Below are 16,464 nucleotides of genomic sequence, written 5' to 3'. Positions count from 1 at the left end.
CTGAGTCTGGTGAGTTCATCAGTGACAGACTTTACCCGTATTGAGGAACACATGTCTGCAGAATGTGCTCTGACCTGGTACACCTTCAATCTTAGTCCACCGGAGCTTATCAGTGAGTACTAGAGAGCCTCTGAATAATTCTGTTGTGTCTCAGCGTCAATCTGTCGCGTGTTGCTGCAAGGTATCGTGCGCAGGCAATGACCAAAGACGCAACAGAGTTATTCAGAAGATCTCTGGTATCCAGACATGGCTGTTGATTTTTTCGCTGCTACTGTGGCCAGGGTTTGTTGATGCACAAACATTGGGCCGGATCATCACGACAGCCCAGGAACGCCAGTATCTTGACAGGCAGAGAGCTGCGATGTTTGCGGCGCTGAGTGACAGCGAGAGAGAGCTGGCACTCAGTGCCCCAGTGTCTGTGGTCTCCAGCCTTGAAGCTGAACCGACGATCATTCACATGGGGGGGAGCATTCGCCGTAGCGACGGCAGTCATTCTGTGTGGTTGAACGGAGTTGCCGTCAGCGAAAGTGATCTGCCGTCCAATGCTCGACTTGAGTTCACAAGGGGGCTTGGCGTTTTGCGAATCCGAACTGCGACGGGAGAACTGACGGTGCGACCCGGACAGACTCTCAATGCCACGACAGGTGAATTGCGCGAAGACTATCAATTGAGTGCAGAGCGAGTGACGGAGATAAATGCCGAACTGGCGCGCCGGGCAGAAGCCAATCGGCCAGTGGTCACAATTGCGGCACCTGCTGCAGATGCAGAGGTGAAGCAACCAGAATCATTGGATGCCACGCTCTCAACCATGGAGAGTATTGTCGAGAGTTTGCGATTGTTGCAGGAAGCGAATCAGATTCAGGACGCGCTGCAATGAAGATGAATTGTTTTGGCAAACAAAATGGTGCCGTGCTGATTCTGATGTTCGTTGGTCTCTTCATGGCTGGCGCTACCGTGGTGCTCACGGCGCTCAACAATCGCAATCCGCAGTTGCGGGAGAATGCGCGAGTGCAGGCTGCGATGCAGGAAGCCAAGCAAGCACTGCTCGCGTATGCAGTGATGTATAACAATGAATTTGTGGGCAGTGGACCTGGGCGACTGCCATGCCCGGACAAGAATAATTCCGGTGAGTTGGAGGAAGGTGTGGATTGTGCTGGCGCTGCGTTTGGACGGTTACCACAACGTCACACTCTTCCATTTGGTGCTTTGGTGGAATTTGGCAATCTCTATGCTGGTATTGATCAGCAGTTCTGGTACGCGGTGAGTGCAAATTACAGACATCCTGTGGTGCCGACATCGCCACTGAACAGCTCCACGCCCGGGACTCTCACACTGGATGGAGATGAAGTGGTTGCTGTGATCATTGCGCCAGGTCAGGCATTGGGCACTCAGTCGCGCATCCCTGCGAATGTGAATAGCTCAGTGCACTATCTTGACAGCGCCAACTCAGGTGGCACGAATTTCGTTTCGTTGGATGCGATCAGTCCGGAGACATTCAATGACCGATTGTTGCCAATTCGCAGACGTGAATTGATGACGCTGGTAACCGCACGCGTGGCTCAGGAGATCAAGCGAGTGCTTGATCCCGCCGATCCTTATCCCGATGTTGCAACCTTCGAGACAGCCATGGCAGCCGCTGGCGGTTGGTATATCACTGATGGTTGGGATGCCCGCGTCATCTATACACAGGATTCACCTCGTGCACAGGTGCAGTTCACTGATTGCAATATCGTGTATGTGCTTACTCCGGGCGATCCAGATCTGCAACGCACGAACTCAACCTCCTGTTAGGAATTCAATGATGAAAAGCAATTTTTTGAATGCCGGCAAGGGAAGCGGTTTCACTCTGATCGAGATGGCCGTTGTGCTGTTGATTGTCGGATTGATGCTGAGCGGTTTGTTTGCGTCTCTCGGGTCGAGTACGGAAAACAAGCGTCGCACTGATGCAACTGCACAGTTGAATCGCATAGAGGAGGCGCTATATGGTTTTGCTCAAACCAATGGGAGATTGCCATGTCCGGCGGTACCGGGAGTCCCAACTGGGCAGGAAGATCCATTGGCTGGTGGAGTCTGCACGAACAGTCGTGGATTTGTGCCAGCTGTCACTTTGGGAATTCAAGGTGCCATCAATACGGACGGGTTGCTGTTGGACCCATGGGGAAACCCTTATCGCTATGTGGTTTCGGAGCGAGTTCAAGTGCTCGACAGGGCATTTACCACGAGTAATGGATTGCGGGCCTTGTTTGCGAACGGATCCCTGACAATCGATCCGGCTACTCGACTATGCGTCAGCAGCGCCGTCAACTGCACAGGCACGACTTTCACCAACTCGGCACCAGCACTCGTTTTCTCGATGGGCAGTGACTGGCAGACATTCAGCTCGGCGATTCAGGTGGAAAACGCCAGTGCTCCACCTCATGCCTCATATCCCAACATTATCAATAATGATTTTGTGAATGCTCCCTATGCGGAGGATGGCACGCAAGCCTTCGACGACATTCTGGTGTGGCTGTCACCGCAGATACTTTTCTCACGCCTGATCAGTGCCGGACGTCTCCCGTGAGCGATGAAGATTTCAAGTTGATGCCTTGTGAACCACCTGCGAGTGCAGAGGGAACTGTGTTGCTGGTTGATGACGATGCAGCACTACGCAGCGCTTTGCGTAACGTACTGGACATGCGCGGCTACGATGTGCTGGAAGCTGACTGCAGAAAGTCAGCATTGGAGGTGCTGGGTAAAAAGGAACATATCGGTGTGATCATTCTTGATCTTGGCATGCCGCCAGCGGTGCATTCGACGGAGGAAGGACTTGCCGTGATTCGTGCAACATCAGAACTGATGCATCCTGCCAAGATTATTGTGCTTACCGGGCAGGATGAGGAACAGTCAGCTCTTGAGGCTATCAGAGAGGGGGCATTCGACTTTCTTTCGAAGCCAGCTCGCGCCGAGGATATCGTGCAGGCGGTGAAGCGTGCATTCCTGTTCCATCGCAATGATCAGGCCATGGCTGCCGAGGGCATGACACGTTTGCAGCTTAATGCCAAAGTGGCAGATGGACTCAAGGCAGTACGTGAAGAAGCAGAGGAAAAACTGGTGAGACAGGTGTTGAAAGACACAGGCTTCAATGTTTATCAAAGTGCAGCACGACTCGGTCTCAAGCGAGAAAGCATCTACTATTTTCTAAAGAAGTTCGAGATCAAACGTGACGACAGTTGATCTATATCCCTATCTAATTATTGTTGGCAGTTCGATTCTGTTGGCTGCCGCATGGCTGCTGCATCGAGCGCGTGCACAAACGCAGCGCAGCCAGGCCCTGGTCCAGCTGAATGAAGGAGTCCGATTCGACCTGTTGGATTTCTTGCGACAGTGTTGGCCTGAGTTATCTGCTGGTGGATTCTCCGGACTGGAGTGGAAACTCGATTGGTTCGGAGCGTCCGTGACAGGCTCACAGGGTGCTGTTGCTGAAGGAGTTCTGCACAAAAGTTTTGCTGTCCGGGAAATAGCTCTGGATATTCGTCTCTATCACAAGACGCGAGGTTGGGAGCAACGCTACTTCAGTCAGGTACTCGCCGACAAATTCTTTCTGCTGTTGCATATGGATATCTGGATCAAGTTGGGCACAGTGAGCGGCGCGTTCGATCAGACTGCCAAGATGACTGTATTTCTCCAGCACGACATGAAGAATCTGCTGCAACTCGTCAGCCTTGCGGCAGATCAATTGGAGAATCAAGTGCCCGGGCAGGAAGCAAGGCTTCTGGAGTCTCTGCAGACGACCATTCCTGCTGTACGGGATCGCGCTCGCCATATGCTCAAGGCGTTGATCAGCGATCAGAATATGGGGCAACCCGTTGCCGTCAGCATGGCTCCGACCCTGCGCGACACTGCCACGATGTACGAACTGGATATCAAGATCGTAGGCGAAGCAACTGTCATGGTACCGAAGGAATCACTGCACAGCATTCTGGAAAATTTGCTGGGAAATTATTCCTGGCAATCGCGACAAAAATCTTCGAACCCAACTAATCTCCAGGTGGAAATAGTCAATGAAGCAGACGCAGTGATAGTCAGATTGATGGACATCAATGGCAAACCCTGCCTGTGGCCGGAGCGATTATTCGAGCCGTTCTGGAGCGAGCGCGGCAGCGGGCGAGGCATTGGTCTCTATCAATCGAGACAACTTGCCAATGCAGCAGGGGGTAGTCTGGAAGTCAACGCATTGAGCGATAGGCCGTTGCAGTTTGTGCTCAGTCTTCCCTCTGCTAATGGAGTCTCTGGCATGTAGGTAAAACCTACACTGTAAGCGTCGCCTACATGGTAAAAAAACCTACATCTTGTCGTAAGTTCTGAATCCATTACATTAGCCTCGCGTAATGGATGAAGCAGCGGAATCACTCTGCTGCAAGATGTCACAACTGAACATATTGAGGTTTTGCAATGAATCAAATGACCAATATTGGCAAGAAACAATCCGGCTTCACGCTGATTGAAATCGCGATCGTACTCGTGATCATCGGCCTGCTGCTCGGCGGCGTGCTGCAGGGTCAGCAACTGATCGAGAACTCACGCGTACGTGCTGCGGCGAATGATTTCGACGGTATTCCTGCTGCGATGTTTTCCTATCTGGATCGTTATGGTCGCCTGCCAGGTGACGATGGCCCGACTGCTACACTCGCTGCGCGAGGAGCTGCCTGGTCTGGTATTACTGCGCCAGTGACAGCCACGAACGGTCTTCTGGATGCTGCTGCTGCCGGTACTTTTACAGGTGCCGCTGAAAATGGTGTCTTGTTTCAGCAACTACGCGCATCCGGTTTTATTCCGGGTGACCCAACTCTGACAGGCGCAGCAGCGTTGCCCACAAATCCCTTCGGTGGTCTGATCGGTCTCACGAATGCTGCAGTAATGCCAGCCGGTGTAACTGGACTGCAGGGCAACAAAATCTGCATGAGCAACGTGCCTGGTTCTGCTGCGATCGCGCTGGATACTCAGCTTGACGATGGTGTTGGTACCACAGGTCGCTTCCGTGCCACTCTGGGTGTTGCAGGCGCCCACACTGTGCCTGCAGCCATATTGGCTGCTCCGTACACAGAAGATGCTGTCTACACGATCTGCTACCGAATCTAACCGACACCCGTCGTGAAGATCTGAAAAGCCCCGCTCAGCGGGGCTTTTTTTGCCTCAGAACATCACCCCCTTGGAATCCCCACCCCCTTTATCATATGATCCACCCCGGTCGCCCCACCTCGGGAAGACCACAAGTCCTGCCCCATCGGAGTGTAGCTCAGCCTGGTAGAGTGCTACGTTCGGGACGTAGAAGCCGGAGGTTCGAATCCTCTCACTCCGACCAAATATTCTAGACCACGGTTCCAAACAGTCGGCCGATGCCGGCGGTGGCGGCCATGGCGACGACGCCCCAGAAGGCCACGCGAAGCACCGAGCGTGGCACATTGGCGCCGCCCGCCGCCGCGCCGAGCGCGCCGAGCCCAATGAGGCCAGCCAAGGCGATGATGCTGACCCAGATCATCAGGCCTTCGACCGGGGCAAGCAGAACTACGACCAGTGGCGGAGCGGCGCCCAAGGCGAAGGTGAGGGCCGAGGTCAGGGCGGCCTGCACCGGTCGGGCAGTCGTGACGTCCGAAATGCCCAGCTCGTCGCGGGCGTGGGCGCCCAGTGCGTCCTTGGCCATCAACTGCTGCGCGACCTGACGCGCCAGAGCCGGTTCGACGCCGCGCGCCGCGTAGATGGCGGCCAGTTCGTTGACCTCGGCTTCGGGATCGGCGGCCAGTTCGGCGGTCTCGCGGGCGAGGTCGGCCTTCTCAGTGTCCGACTGGGAGCTGACCGAGACGTATTCGCCAGCCGCCATCGACATCGCCCCGGCCACCAGTCCGGCGACGCCGGCGATCAATATGCCGCTGCGGGAAGCCTCGGCCGCGGCTACCCCGACAACCAGGCTGGCCGTGGAGACAAGGCCGTCATTGGCACCCAGCACAGCGGCGCGCAGCCAGCCGATACGGGCGACCAGGTGTCGTTCGCGATGGCGTTCGAGGCGGCTCATGACGGTCTCCAGCCTGGCGACGACGAGGGCCGCGTGAGTTTGATGGAGTTTCTCGATCCGTCCGGCAAGATCCTTGTCCGTCGCGACGAGCGGCGGCAGTGACAGGCCGAAAAACGGAATGGTCTCTCCTTCGCCACTAAGAATCAGCCATCCGAGCAAAGGCATGGCGATCATCAGGGCATAGAGCGCCAGATGCCCCGTCGCCGCTGGCCAGCGGGTCCAGCCTGGCGTCGACGCAAGAAGCGGCGTCCGCCCGCGCGCCGCCAGCCGGACCCACACGAGGATAAACCCGACAGGCCGAGCATGAAATGCCAGGTCTTGAGCCCCTCGCGGATGTCGCCGCCGCGCGGGTAGTGCTCGCGCAACTCGATGCAGGCATGGACGACCGCCAGCAGGAGCAGCATCAGCCAGTGCAGGGCGATCATCGGCGGCTGTAAAACAGGTGGCTCTCGTCGGCGACCGATTCGGCGGCGATCATCGGCGGCTTCCCGGAACAGAATTGTTCGGCAAGGTGCGCCTGATTCTGCCGGGGTAGCTTGCGCGACCGCGGCTGCCGGCGAGAAACCCCGCAGTGCCCTCCGGCGCAGCGCTGGACCCCGCGCCGACCACGCGGTAACTGGACCCCGCGCGGGTCCGCCCGCCGTCGTCACGAGGATTGGTCATGCTCGCCCGCATCTATCGCCCCGCCAAGACCGCGATGCAGTCGGGCAAGGCTTCGTCCAGAGGCTGGCGGCTGGAGTTCGAGCCGGCCTCGGCGCGCACCATCGATCCGCTGATGGGCTGGACCAGCTCGAGCGACATGAACGGCCAGGTGCGGCTGAGCTTTGACTCGTCCGAGGAGGCGGTGGCCTATGCCGAGCGGCACGGCATCCCGTTCCGCCTGCAGGCGCCGCAGGAGACGCCGGTGATCCTCAAGGCCTATGCCGACAATTTCGCCACGGGCCGCAAACAGCCCTGGACGCATTAGGTCATAGGTCGGCTACCGCTCGCCGCGCGGCGACTCGCTGCTTGAGCCGCGGGGTCGGGGCGGCTATCGCTCGCCACAGCCATCGGGCGCCCATAGCTCAACCGGATAGAGCACCCGCCTTCTAAGCGGGATGTTGCAGGTTCGAGTCCTGCTGGGCGCGCCACGGCCCGCGACGCAGGCGGCTGCCAGTCGGCGGGTCTGCGACGGTCAGTTGATCGCGGCGCGCCAGGCGGTCAGTCCGGCCTCCAGATCGGCGATCAGATCGGTCGGGTCCTCAAGGCCGACGTGCAGGCGGAGCAACTGTCCGACCAGTGTGGGCGGCGAGATGCGGGCGGCCAGCTGGCCCGTTTCGTGGGTGATCAGGCTTTCGAACCCGCCCCAGGAATAGCCGAGGCCGAACAGTTCGAGCGCCGACATCAGGGCGTGGGCGGCGGCTTCGTCGCCGCCCTGCATCACCACGCCGAAAATTGAGGCGGCGCCGGTGTAGTCGCGCGTCCACAGGGCGTGGCCGACCGAGCCGGGCAGGGCGGGGTAGAGGATGTCGGCGACCTCGGGCCGCGCCTGCAGCCAGTCAGCGACGATGCGGGCCGATCTCGCCTGTTCCTGATAGCGCAGGGGCAGGGTGCGCAGGCCGCGCAGGGCCAGCCAGGCGTCATCGGGCGCGACGCGCCAGCCGAGGTCTTCCAGGGTTTCGGCGATGGGCCGGCCGACGGCGGGGTCGGCCACGGCGATGGAGCCCATCAGCAGGTCCGAATGGCCGGCGACATATTTGGTCACCGCCTGGACGCTGACATCGACGCCGTGCGCCAGCGGGCGGAAGGCGAGACCGGCGCCCCAGGTGTTGTCCATCACCGTCAGCACCCCGCGCGCGCGACAGGCGGCGGTGAGAGCGGGGATGTCGAGCATCTCGAAGGTCAGGGAGGACGGGGATTCGATCAACAATACGCGGGTGTGGTCGGTGACGGCCGCGAGGATGTCGTCGGTTGTGGCGCCGGGGTTGTGGAAGGCCGTCGTGATCCCGCGCGCGCCCAGATGTCGTCTGAGAAAGCGACGACTGGGGCCGTAGAGGGCGTCGGTGGTCAGGACCTCGTCGCCGTGACGCAGCAGGGCGGTCAGCGGCACGGTGACAGCGGCGAGGCCCGACGGGACCAGCCATGCGTCCGCGGCGCCTTCGAGGTCGCACAGCAGGTCGCGCAACTCGCGGGCGGCCGCCAGATCCTCGATGCCGTAGACCGGGCCCTGGCGCTCGTCGCGCATGGCGGCGGGCGTGTCGTTGAGCAGGGTTGAGGCGCGCTCGACCGGCGGCGCGACCGGACGGCGGCCCTTGCCGCGGCGGGTGGCGGAGGCGATCAGGCGGGTGCGGTCAGTTCGATCGGTCATGCGCGCCGGAACGGAGGGTTGCGGTTCAGCCTCCAAAGGCCTCTAAAGCAGGCAGGGCGCAAGGTCTGACGAATTTCGGCGAGGCGCGGATGCGGGCACAATCGACAGGGCGAAAGGCGGCAGGCGGGGCCGGATTTGCGCTGGTGATCGCCCTGTCCCTGACCGTCGCCGCATGCGGACGCGGCGAGCCCCGGGACGACGCCGGGGACGGCGCCGACCCCGCCGCCCAGAGCCAGACAGCGGCGCCCGATTTCGCCAGCCCGACTCTTGCGGCCATCAAGCGGCGCGGGCGTCTGAACTGCGGCGTGCACGAGGGACTGGTCGGCTTCGCCTATACCGACAATCGCGGCGAATGGCGGGGCTTTGACGCCGACTTCTGCCGCGCCCTGGCGGCGGCGGTGCTGGGCAATGCGAACGCCGTCCGCTTCGTGCCCCTGACCAGCAGTCAGCGGTTCGAGGCACTGCGCAGCGGTCGGGTCGACGTGCTGTGGCGCTCGACCTCCTGGACCCTGTCACGGGAGGCGCGGGAAGGCGTGCGGTTCGCCGGCGTCAACTACTATGACGGCCAAGGCTTTCTGGTGCGTCGCTCGCTGGACCTGGCCACGGCGGCCGAGCTGAACGGCGCCCGCGTGTGCGTGCAGCGCTCGTCGACCACAGAGCTGAACGTCGCGGACTGGTTCCGCGCGCGGGCGCTGAACTACACGCCGGTGGTCGGCGCCAATGAAGAAGCGGCGCGGGCGGCCTATGCGCGAGAGGACTGCGACGCCCTGAGCGCGGACATCTCAGCTCTGGCCGCGGCGCGGGCCACCCTGTCCAATCCGGAACAACACGCCATACTGCCGGATGTGATCTCCAAGGAGCCGCTGGGGCCCGCGGTCAAGCGGGGCGACGAGGCCTGGACCTCGATCGTGCGTTGGACCCTGAACGCCCTGATCCTGGCCGAGGAACTGGGTGTGACCAGTGACAATGCCGGCCAGATGGCCGAGGACTCGCCCAATCCGGCCGTCCGCCGGTTGCTGGGCGTCGAAGGCGAGGTTGGACCGATGCTGGGTCTGCGCAAGGACTGGGCGAAGGCGGCCATCGAGGCCGGGGGAAACTATGGTGAAATCTTCTCGCGGAACGTCGGGACGGATTCCTCGCTCGACCTGGCCCGTGGGCTTAACGCACAATGGAACGCAAGACCGGCCGGGCTGATCTACGCCTTGCCGATTCGATAGGACGCCGGGACAGGCGCCGGGGGAAAGATGGAAACGACAAAACGTGGCGGGATCCCGCTCTATCTCTGGATGTTGCTGGGCTTTGCGGTCGGCATGGGCGGAGGGCTTTACGTCAATCTGATGGGCCTGGAGGTCCTCCCGTGGGTGATGGACATCATCCGGGCGGTCGGCCAGATTTTCCTGCGCCTGCTGTTCATGCTGGTCCTGCCGCTGCTGTTCTCGGCGCTGGCGGTCGGGGTCGCCGAGATGGGCGATCTGAAGTCCCTGGGCCGGGTGGGCTTCAAGACCCTGTTGTTCACAATCATCGTTTCGGCCATCGCTGTCGGCATCGGCCTGGGCATGGTCAACTATTTCCGCCCAGGCGACGGGGTCGATCCGGTGCTGGCGCAGCAACTGCTGGCCCAAGGCGCCGAAGGAGCCTCGGCTATCGTCGGCAATGCGCCCAAATCGATCGAGGCGGGCCAGTTCTTCCTCGACATGATCCCGTCCAACGTCGTCACCGCCGCAGCCGAGAACCAGATCCTGCCGGTGATGGTCTTCGCCCTGATCTTCGGCATCGGCATGGTCATGGCCAAGTCGCCGGCCACGGACGCGCTTCAGCAGACGCTGCAGGGCCTGTTCGAGGTGATGATGAAGCTCATCAACCTGGTCATCAAACTGGCCCCGATCGCGATCGCCGCCCTGATGTTCAATCTCTCGGCCGTGTTCGGCTGGGAGCTTCTGGTCAAGCTGGGGGCCTATGCGGGCGTGGCGGTGGGCGCGATGGCGATCCACATGTTCATCGTCTATCCGCTGCTGATCCTGATCTTCGGCGGTATGAACCCGTTGAAGTTCGCCAGTGGCGTCCGCGAACCCTTTGTGGTGGCCTTCTCGACGGCCTCGTCCAATGCGACCCTGCCGATCGCCATCAAGGCGGCGGAAGAGAAGCTGAAGCTGCCGCGCCGCATCTCGCGCTTCGTGCTGACGGTGGGGGCTACGGCCAACCAGAACGGCACGGCCCTGTTCGAAGGTGTCACGGTCCTGTTCCTGGCCCAGTTTTTCAATATCGACCTGAACCTGCAGCAGCAGCTGGTGGTGATGCTGGTCTGCATCCTCGGCGGCATCGGTACGGCCGGCGTGCCTGCGGGATCGCTGCCGGTCATCGCCCTGATCCTCGTGATGGTCGGCGTACCGGCCGAGGGCATCGGCCTGATCCTCGGCGTCGATCGCTTCCTCGACATGTGCCGCACCACCCTGAACGTTACGGGCGATCTGGTGGCGGCGACGGTGGTGTCGCGCGGCGAGAGCGATGCGATCGTGCCGGATGATCTGAAGCTGCCGGACGTCGCGCCGGCGAACTAGGCCAGTCGTCCGCTGAGTTGAACCGGGCGGTTTGCGCTTTCCGGGCGGGGGGGGGTGCGGCGGCTGGAAGGTTCATCACAACGGACACAAAGGAATTCACAAAGAACACGACGGAACCGGGGATGCGTTCAGGTCCATGTCTTCTTCACCGGACTTGAGGTCGCGGCGTACGCCGCATTGCTTCACGGGCTCGGCTCGGAACCGGATTCTTTCACTGCATCGACGGCCGGTTCGGCTCTGGCATCCGCTCAGGACCCGTTGTGTCCTTTGTGAATTCCTTTGTGTCCGTTGTGGTGAACCAGCTCTCGCTGGAGCACGCGCGTCAACTCACGCGACGATGGCTCTAGGAAGCGACGAAGCTGGCCGCAGCATCGCTGCGTGCCCCCGCTTCCGGCGAAAGACGCCCGAGCACCGCCTGAACGAACAGCCGTTCGGCGGCGACGTCGGAGAAATAGCGTTTGGCGAGGAACAGCGCCGAACCCTGAGACAACAGGACCCAGTAGGGCCCGACCGGGAAGAATTCCGAGATCACCGACCAAGGCCCGCGGCTTTCCACGACGCCGAGGACATAGGTCCAGCCGTCGGCTCCAACTTCGAAGCGGACGGGCAGCGGGTTCTGAACGTCGCGTTGCAACAAGGCCCGCCGGAACCGGCCAATCTGCCAGCGACGCAGGAACGACATCGAAGGCCAAATGACCAGCAGGGCGAGGCCGGCGAAGGTGAGGCCCCACCAGTCTTGCAGAACATCAAGGAAGACGCCGGCGAACACGGCTAGGACGCCCGCAAGGCCCATCCCCGCGAGCGCGACCACGAGAGCAATCAACATCGACCACGGATAGCCGTTGAGCCGACTGCACGCCCGTTGCGCCCAGCCCGCGGCCTCTCCGATGTAGATGGTTCCACTGACCTGCACGACGCTCTCCCCCGGGCTTCGACCTCAGTCGCCTAACACAGCCGTGTCCGCCCGTCCGCCCCATTCGGCCCAGCTGCCGTCGTAGAGGCGCGACGGCCTGTCCAGCACGGCGAGGCCGAGGCTGAGGATGGCGGCGGTGACGCCGGAGCCGCAGGTGGTGATGACGGGGCGGTCCAGATCGACCCCGGCCGAGCGGAACGCCTGCGCCAGCGCCTCGCCCTGTTTCATCGTGCCGTCGGGGTTCAGAACGCCCGAGAAGGGCAGGTTCAGGGCGCCGGGCATGTGGCCGGAGCGCAGACCCGCGCGCGGCTCGGCGGCCCGGCCCGCGAACCTGTCGGTGGCGCGGGCGTCCAGCACCTGTTCACCGGCATCAAGGGCGGTTCGGACGGCGTCGATGCCGGCGACCAGGTCAGGCTGCGGTGACGGCGTGAAGGTCGCAGCGGTGGCTGGCGCGGCGGGGCCGGTTTCGACCGCCCGACCCTCCGCCAGCCATTTCGGCAGGCCGCCGTCGAGGACACGGACGTCCGACACGCCCATAGCCCGAAACATCCACCATGCCCGCGCCGAGGACCGTATGCCGACCGTGTCATAGACGACGATGCTGTCTTCGGCGGCGATGCCCAGCCTGCCCATGCGCCTGGCGAATTCAGCGGGCGGGGGCAGCATGTGCGGCAAGTCGCTCCTTTGATCCGAAGACGCTTCCAGGTCGAAGAAGACCGCGCCGGGCAGGCGCGCGGCCTCGAAGTCCGGTCGGCCGTCGCGACCGTCCAGATGCCAGCTGGCGTCGACAAGGCGCAGGCCGGGCTCGCCGAGGCGGGCGGCGAGGTCGGCGGTCGAGATCAGTGGAGAGGTCATGCCACAGTTCCAGCATCGCCCGACGGTCAGGTCAGGGGCGGGTGAGCGCCAGCTGGACTACATCGGTTCGCGTCGAGCGAAAACCCGCCTCGCAATAGGCTAGGTAGAAGCGCCACAGGCGGCGGAACCGTTCGTCGAAGCCGCCCATGCGCCGGATATCGCCCCAAGCGGCCTGGAAGCGCTCGTCCCAGAGCTTGAGCGTGTCGGCATAGTCCTGGCCGAACCGTTCGACATTGCTCCAGCCCAGACCGGCGCGGTCGATGACCGGCTTCAGACGATCCTCGGACGGCAGCATCCCGCCGGGGAAGATGTATTTCTGGATGAAGTCCGTGCGCCGGTTGTAGTCGTCGAACAGGGCCTCGTCGATGGTGATGATCTGCAATCCGGCGACGCCGCCGGGCTCCAGCACGTCGTGGATCTTGCCGAAATAGGCCGGCCAATACTCCTGCCCGACCGCCTCGAACATCTCGATGGAAGCGACCCGGTCGAACCGGCCCTGGACGTCGCGATAGTCGATCAGCTGGATATCGACCCGCTCGGCCAGACCGGCGTTGAACATCCGCCGACGGGCGAAGTCGCATTGTTCCTTTGAGATGGTCACGGCGGTGACCCTGGCGCCCACTTCGCGGGCCGCGAACTCGGCGAACCCGCCCCAGCCGCAGCCGATCTCGAGCACCGACTGGCCGGACCGAAGCTCCATGAGCCGGGCGAGAGAGGCGTATTTCTCTTTCTGAGCCGCATCCAGCGCCATGCCTGCGCGGGTGAACCGGGCCGAGGAATAGGTCATCGTCGGGTCGAGCCAGGACGCATAGAAGGCGTTGCCGAGGTCGTAGTGGGCGTGGATGTTCTTCCTGGACCCCGACCGGCTGTTGCGGCGTCGCTTGTGAGACAGCCAGTTGAGGGCCTGCATCAGGGGATTGCCGTCTGACAGACGCCGGATGTGATCATAGTTGTGGGCGAAGGACTCGAGCAGGGCGGCCAGCTTCGGGCTTTCCCACTCGCCTGCCATATAGCCCTCGGCGAGGCCGATATCGCCGGATGCGAGCACGCGGCGGGCGAAGCGATAGTCCTTGATGTCGAAGATCGCGGACGGACCCGGCCGGGCCCCGTCGAGCTGGTGGACCTCGCCGTTCGGCAGCAGGACTGTCAGCCGGCCGAAGGTCCAGTTGGCGGCGAGCAGGCGCAGCAGCAGCGTAAACCCGCGCGGCGTGAGGGCGGTGGTCTCGATGCGCTCGGCAGTGACCGATGTCATGATTGGAGAGCCTGGGTGTGAGGGGAACGCCCGTCAATACCCCTCTGCGGCGCGACCTGCGGCGACGGTCCCCAGAGCCTCCAGCGCGCGCTTGCGGGCGAGGTCGTGATCGACGATCGGGCGAGGATAGTCGAGACCGAGCCGGACGCGGGCATCGCGAAGGACTTCCGGGGGAGCGGTCCAGGGCGCGTGGAGCCATCGGTCGGGGACTCCCCGGAGCTCCGGAGCCCACCGGCGGACATATCGGCCGTCTGCATCGAATTTCTGTCCCTGGGTGACCGGGTTGAAGATTCGGAAGTACGGTGAAGCGTCGGCTCCGGATCCAGCGACCCACTGCCAATTCTGCACATTCGACGCGAGATCGGCGTCCACGAGGGTGTCGCGGAACCAGGCCTCGCCCTCACGCCAGTCGATCAGCAGGTGTTTGATCAGGAAGGAGGCGACGATCATCCGCACCCGGTTGTGCATGAAGCCGGTCGCCCAAAGCTCGCGCATCCCGGCGTCCACGACCGGATAGCCCGTCAGGCCACGCTTCCACGCCGCCAGCCCCGCCGGATCAGCCCTCCAGGGCATCGCGTCATACTCGGGCCGGAATGCGGTGTCGGCGATTTGCGGAAAGGCGTGCAGCAAATGGGCCGAGAATTCGCGCCAACCGATCTCGGCCACGAACTTTTCGGCCTCGGCGGCAGGCGCCCTGCCGGCGGAGGCGGCGTCACGGGCGGCCCGGATGGCGCGCCACGGGCTGATTTCACCGAAATGCAGATGCGGCGACAGGCGGCTGGTTGCCGGCTCGGCCGGAATGTCGCGACCCACAGAGTATGATTTCAGGCCCCGGCCCACGAAGGTCGATAAGGCGTCGGATGCCCCGGCCTCCCCGGGCGTCCAGTCGAACCCGCCGGACCAGTCGGGACGGGTCGGATGCAGGCCCCAGGTCTCGATATCGTCGGAGGCGAGCCCGGACGGGGTTGCGATGGCGCGTGGGCCAGTCGTGTGCGTTGGCGCTTCGGCGGCGGCGAGCAGGGCCTTCAGGAAGGGGGTGAAGACCCTGTAGGGCAGGCCCGAGCCGTTCAGCACGCCGCCGGGGCGGCACATGAGGGCGGCGTTGTAGCCCTTGCAATCGATGCCTTCGGCCTGAAGGGCGTGGGCGATGTCGGCATCGCGGGCGAAGGCGTCAGGCTCGAACAGGCGATTGATGAAGACGGCGTCGGCGCCCGTCTCGGCGATCAGGCGATGCAGCTCGGCCTCGCTGTAGCCCCGCCGCAGGATCAGCTGCGATCCGCGTGCCTGCAAGGCGGCGTCGAGAGCCCGCAGGGACTTGTCCAGCCACCAGAGGGAGGCCGCTCCCATGGGGCGGACGGTGGAGCCTTGGTCGAGGATGTAGACGGGGACGATCGGACGGCCGGTTTCGGCTGCGTGGTCGAGGGCCGGGTTGTCCGCCAGCCGCAGATCCTGGCGGAACCACAGGATGACCGGGCGATCGTCGGCCTTGGTGGTCATGCGGTCGGGCTCCGTGATAGCTTGCGAACCTCACCGTCCGACGCCACCTGATCGCCGCATGAGTGCGGCATCGACCGCGCGACGCCAAGCTGCAAATCCGGGAATCCGCCTTGTCCAAGCCAAACGCCATCATCGACATCAAGGATGGGCTGAAGCGTCCCGTTTCCATCGGCGGCGGCCAGCGCATCGTCTTCATCGCCGGGCCCTGCCAGCTGGAAAGCCGCCAGCATGCGCTGGAAATGGCCCATGCGCTGAAGGAGATCGGCGAGCGGCTGAACGTCGGGATCATTTACAAGACCAGTTTCGACAAGGCCAACCGGACCTCGGCGACCGCGGCGCGTGGTTTCGGCCTGGAGGGCTCGCTGCCGATCTTCGCCGAGATCCGCGAGGTCACGGGCCTGCCGGTGCTGACCGATGTCCACACCGAGGAACATTGCCGCATCGCCGCGCAGGCGGTGGATGTGCTGCAGATCCCGGCCTTCCTGAGCCGCCAGACTGATCTGCTGCTGGCTGCCGCGGCGACGGGAAGGGTCATCAACATCAAGAAGGGGCAGTTCCTCGCCCCTTGGGACATGAAGAACGTCATCGCCAAGGTCGTCGGCGCGGGCAATCCGAACGTCATGGCCTGCGAGCGCGGGGCCAGCTTTGGCTACAACACCCTGGTGTCGGACATGCGGGCGCTGCCGATCCTGCGCGAGATCGGCTGTCCGGTGGTGTTCGACGCCACCCACTCAGTGCAGCAGCCGGGCGGACAGGGCACGTCCTCGGGCGGGCAGCGCGAGTTCGTGCCGGTGCTGGCGCGCGCGGCGGTCGCGGTGGGCGTCGATGCTGTCTTCATGGAAACCCATCAGGATCCGGACAACGCGCCCTCGGATGGACCGAACATGGTGCCGCTGGATCAGTTCGAGGCTCTGTGCGCCGACCTGATCGCCTATGACGACCTGACCAAGGCGCGGATGGCGAAAGCTGCCTGAATCCGATAGGCCAAGG

Annotated in this window: 17 protein-coding genes and 2 tRNA genes; 12 read left to right on the top strand and 7 right to left on the bottom strand. The window is 62.8% G+C overall.

The genetic code is table 11. The features are described from left to right. Positions 1-253 precede the first annotated feature (253 nt). The 7 genes from Q8K49_RS05330 (at position 254) to Q8K49_RS05300 (ending at position 5,344) form a co-directional block, all read left to right on the top strand. A complete protein-coding gene (locus tag Q8K49_RS05330) occupies positions 254-877 on the top strand; it encodes a hypothetical protein (RefSeq protein WP_305304609.1) in 624 nt (207 codons plus the stop codon). Further along, the gene (locus Q8K49_RS05325) at positions 874-1,791 is read left to right on the top strand and encodes a hypothetical protein (RefSeq protein ID WP_305304607.1); all 918 of its coding nucleotides are present in this window, start codon (positions 874-876) and stop codon (positions 1,789-1,791) included. The genes Q8K49_RS05330 and Q8K49_RS05325 overlap by 4 nt, the downstream gene beginning before the upstream one ends. 7 nt (positions 1,792-1,798) lie before the next feature. Continuing rightward, positions 1,799-2,563, top strand: coding sequence for a type II secretion system protein (locus tag Q8K49_RS05320; protein ID WP_305304605.1), 765 nt, complete (start codon positions 1,799-1,801; stop codon positions 2,561-2,563). After that, the gene (locus tag Q8K49_RS05315) at positions 2,560-3,216 is read left to right on the top strand and encodes a response regulator (protein WP_305304604.1); all 657 of its coding nucleotides are present in this window, start codon (positions 2,560-2,562) and stop codon (positions 3,214-3,216) included. The genes Q8K49_RS05320 and Q8K49_RS05315 overlap by 4 nt, the downstream gene beginning before the upstream one ends. Beyond that, complete coding sequence (locus Q8K49_RS05310; RefSeq protein WP_305304603.1) at positions 3,203-4,282, top strand: HAMP domain-containing sensor histidine kinase; 1,080 nt, start codon at positions 3,203-3,205, stop codon at positions 4,280-4,282. Before Q8K49_RS05315 ends, Q8K49_RS05310 begins: the two co-directional genes overlap by 14 nt. Before the next feature lie 152 nt (positions 4,283-4,434). Beyond that, positions 4,435-5,121: a prepilin-type N-terminal cleavage/methylation domain-containing protein gene (locus Q8K49_RS05305; protein ID WP_305304601.1), complete on the top strand. Its 687-nt coding sequence runs from the start codon at positions 4,435-4,437 to the stop codon at positions 5,119-5,121. A gap of 146 nt (positions 5,122-5,267) precedes the next feature. Beyond that, a tRNA-Pro gene (locus Q8K49_RS05300) sits at positions 5,268-5,344 on the top strand. 6 nt (positions 5,345-5,350) lie between these two features. Here the strand turns inward: Q8K49_RS05300 and Q8K49_RS05295 are convergent. Both Q8K49_RS05295 and Q8K49_RS05290 read right to left on the bottom strand, forming a co-directional pair. Continuing rightward, on the bottom strand, positions 5,351-6,052 hold the full coding sequence (locus tag Q8K49_RS05295; protein WP_305304618.1) for a VIT family protein: 702 nt from the start codon (positions 6,050-6,052) through the stop codon (positions 5,351-5,353). Between the two features lie 173 nt (positions 6,053-6,225). Beyond that, entirely contained in the window at positions 6,226-6,477 is a 252-nt protein-coding gene (locus tag Q8K49_RS05290; protein ID WP_305304600.1) for a hypothetical protein, read from the bottom strand. Positions 6,478-6,713: 236 nt separating this feature from the next. Here Q8K49_RS05290 and Q8K49_RS05285 point away from each other — a divergent pair, with 236 nt between their 5' ends. After that, complete coding sequence (locus Q8K49_RS05285; protein WP_305304599.1) at positions 6,714-7,019, top strand: ETC complex I subunit; 306 nt, start codon at positions 6,714-6,716, stop codon at positions 7,017-7,019. Between the two features lie 86 nt (positions 7,020-7,105). After that, positions 7,106-7,182, top strand: a tRNA-Arg gene (locus Q8K49_RS05280). 44 nt (positions 7,183-7,226) lie between these two features. Here Q8K49_RS05280 and metC read toward each other — a convergent pair. Then, entirely contained in the window at positions 7,227-8,399 is a 1,173-nt protein-coding gene (metC, locus tag Q8K49_RS05275; protein ID WP_305304598.1) for a cystathionine beta-lyase, read from the bottom strand. 143 nt (positions 8,400-8,542) lie between these two features. Between metC and Q8K49_RS05270 the strand changes: the two genes are divergently transcribed. Both Q8K49_RS05270 and Q8K49_RS05265 read left to right on the top strand, forming a co-directional pair. After that, positions 8,543-9,616 carry an amino acid ABC transporter substrate-binding protein gene (locus tag Q8K49_RS05270; RefSeq protein ID WP_370867729.1) on the top strand — a complete coding sequence of 358 codons (1,074 nt, stop codon included), beginning with the start codon at positions 8,543-8,545 and terminating at the stop codon, positions 9,614-9,616. A 27-nt stretch (positions 9,617-9,643) separates the two neighbouring features. Further along, positions 9,644-10,957: a dicarboxylate/amino acid:cation symporter gene (locus tag Q8K49_RS05265; protein ID WP_305304597.1), complete on the top strand. Its 1,314-nt coding sequence runs from the start codon at positions 9,644-9,646 to the stop codon at positions 10,955-10,957. Between the two features lie 343 nt (positions 10,958-11,300). Here Q8K49_RS05265 and Q8K49_RS05260 read toward each other — a convergent pair whose 3' ends face one another. The 4 genes from Q8K49_RS05260 to Q8K49_RS05245 are packed head-to-tail and all read right to left on the bottom strand — an operon-like array spanning position 11,301 to position 15,474. Then, positions 11,301-11,870 carry a hypothetical protein gene (locus Q8K49_RS05260; protein ID WP_305304596.1) on the bottom strand — a complete coding sequence of 190 codons (570 nt, stop codon included), beginning with the start codon at positions 11,868-11,870 and terminating at the stop codon, positions 11,301-11,303. A 24-nt stretch (positions 11,871-11,894) separates the two neighbouring features. Further along, the gene (locus tag Q8K49_RS05255) at positions 11,895-12,725 is read right to left on the bottom strand and encodes a sulfurtransferase (protein ID WP_305304594.1); all 831 of its coding nucleotides are present in this window, start codon (positions 12,723-12,725) and stop codon (positions 11,895-11,897) included. Between the two features lie 31 nt (positions 12,726-12,756). Continuing rightward, positions 12,757-13,977: a cyclopropane-fatty-acyl-phospholipid synthase family protein gene (locus Q8K49_RS05250; RefSeq protein ID WP_305304593.1), complete on the bottom strand. Its 1,221-nt coding sequence runs from the start codon at positions 13,975-13,977 to the stop codon at positions 12,757-12,759. 33 nt (positions 13,978-14,010) lie between these two features. Then, the gene (locus tag Q8K49_RS05245; RefSeq protein WP_305304592.1) at positions 14,011-15,474 is read right to left on the bottom strand and encodes a deoxyribodipyrimidine photo-lyase; all 1,464 of its coding nucleotides are present in this window, start codon (positions 15,472-15,474) and stop codon (positions 14,011-14,013) included. Between the two features lie 110 nt (positions 15,475-15,584). Between Q8K49_RS05245 and kdsA the strand changes: the two genes are divergently transcribed. Beyond that, positions 15,585-16,448 (top strand): 3-deoxy-8-phosphooctulonate synthase, encoded by an 864-nt coding sequence (gene kdsA / locus Q8K49_RS05240; protein WP_370867728.1) that lies wholly within the window; start codon positions 15,585-15,587, stop codon positions 16,446-16,448. Positions 16,449-16,464 lie beyond the last annotated feature (16 nt).

Source organism: Brevundimonas sp. (genome assembly GCF_030682035.1).
Taxonomy (GTDB): domain Bacteria; phylum Pseudomonadota; class Alphaproteobacteria; order Caulobacterales; family Caulobacteraceae; genus Brevundimonas.
The sequence above is the reverse complement of the archived record's forward strand: the minus strand, read 5'-3'. Positions and strand labels throughout refer to the sequence as shown.

Excerpts from the sequence above, each read along its gene's own strand:
- Q8K49_RS05325 (WP_305304607.1), top strand. The coding sequence starts at position 874 with ATGAAGATGAATTGTTTTGGCAAACAAAATGGTGCCGTGCTGATTCTG.
- Q8K49_RS05320 (WP_305304605.1), top strand. The coding sequence starts at position 1,799 with ATGATGAAAAGCAATTTTTTGAATGCCGGCAAGGGAAGCGGTTTCACT.
- Q8K49_RS05305 (WP_305304601.1), top strand. The coding sequence starts at position 4,435 with ATGAATCAAATGACCAATATTGGCAAGAAACAATCCGGCTTCACGCTG.
- Q8K49_RS05295 (WP_305304618.1), bottom strand. The coding sequence starts at position 6,052 with ATGAGCCGCCTCGAACGCCATCGCGAACGACACCTGGTCGCCCGTATC.
- Q8K49_RS05290 (WP_305304600.1), bottom strand. The coding sequence starts at position 6,477 with ATGATCGCCCTGCACTGGCTGATGCTGCTCCTGCTGGCGGTCGTCCAT.
- Q8K49_RS05285 (WP_305304599.1), top strand. The coding sequence starts at position 6,714 with ATGCTCGCCCGCATCTATCGCCCCGCCAAGACCGCGATGCAGTCGGGC.
- metC (WP_305304598.1), bottom strand. The coding sequence starts at position 8,399 with ATGACCGATCGAACTGACCGCACCCGCCTGATCGCCTCCGCCACCCGC.
- Q8K49_RS05265 (WP_305304597.1), top strand. The coding sequence starts at position 9,644 with ATGGAAACGACAAAACGTGGCGGGATCCCGCTCTATCTCTGGATGTTG.
- Q8K49_RS05255 (WP_305304594.1), bottom strand. The coding sequence starts at position 12,725 with ATGACCTCTCCACTGATCTCGACCGCCGACCTCGCCGCCCGCCTCGGC.
- Q8K49_RS05250 (WP_305304593.1), bottom strand. The coding sequence starts at position 13,977 with ATGACATCGGTCACTGCCGAGCGCATCGAGACCACCGCCCTCACGCCG.
- Q8K49_RS05245 (WP_305304592.1), bottom strand. The coding sequence starts at position 15,474 with ATGACCACCAAGGCCGACGATCGCCCGGTCATCCTGTGGTTCCGCCAG.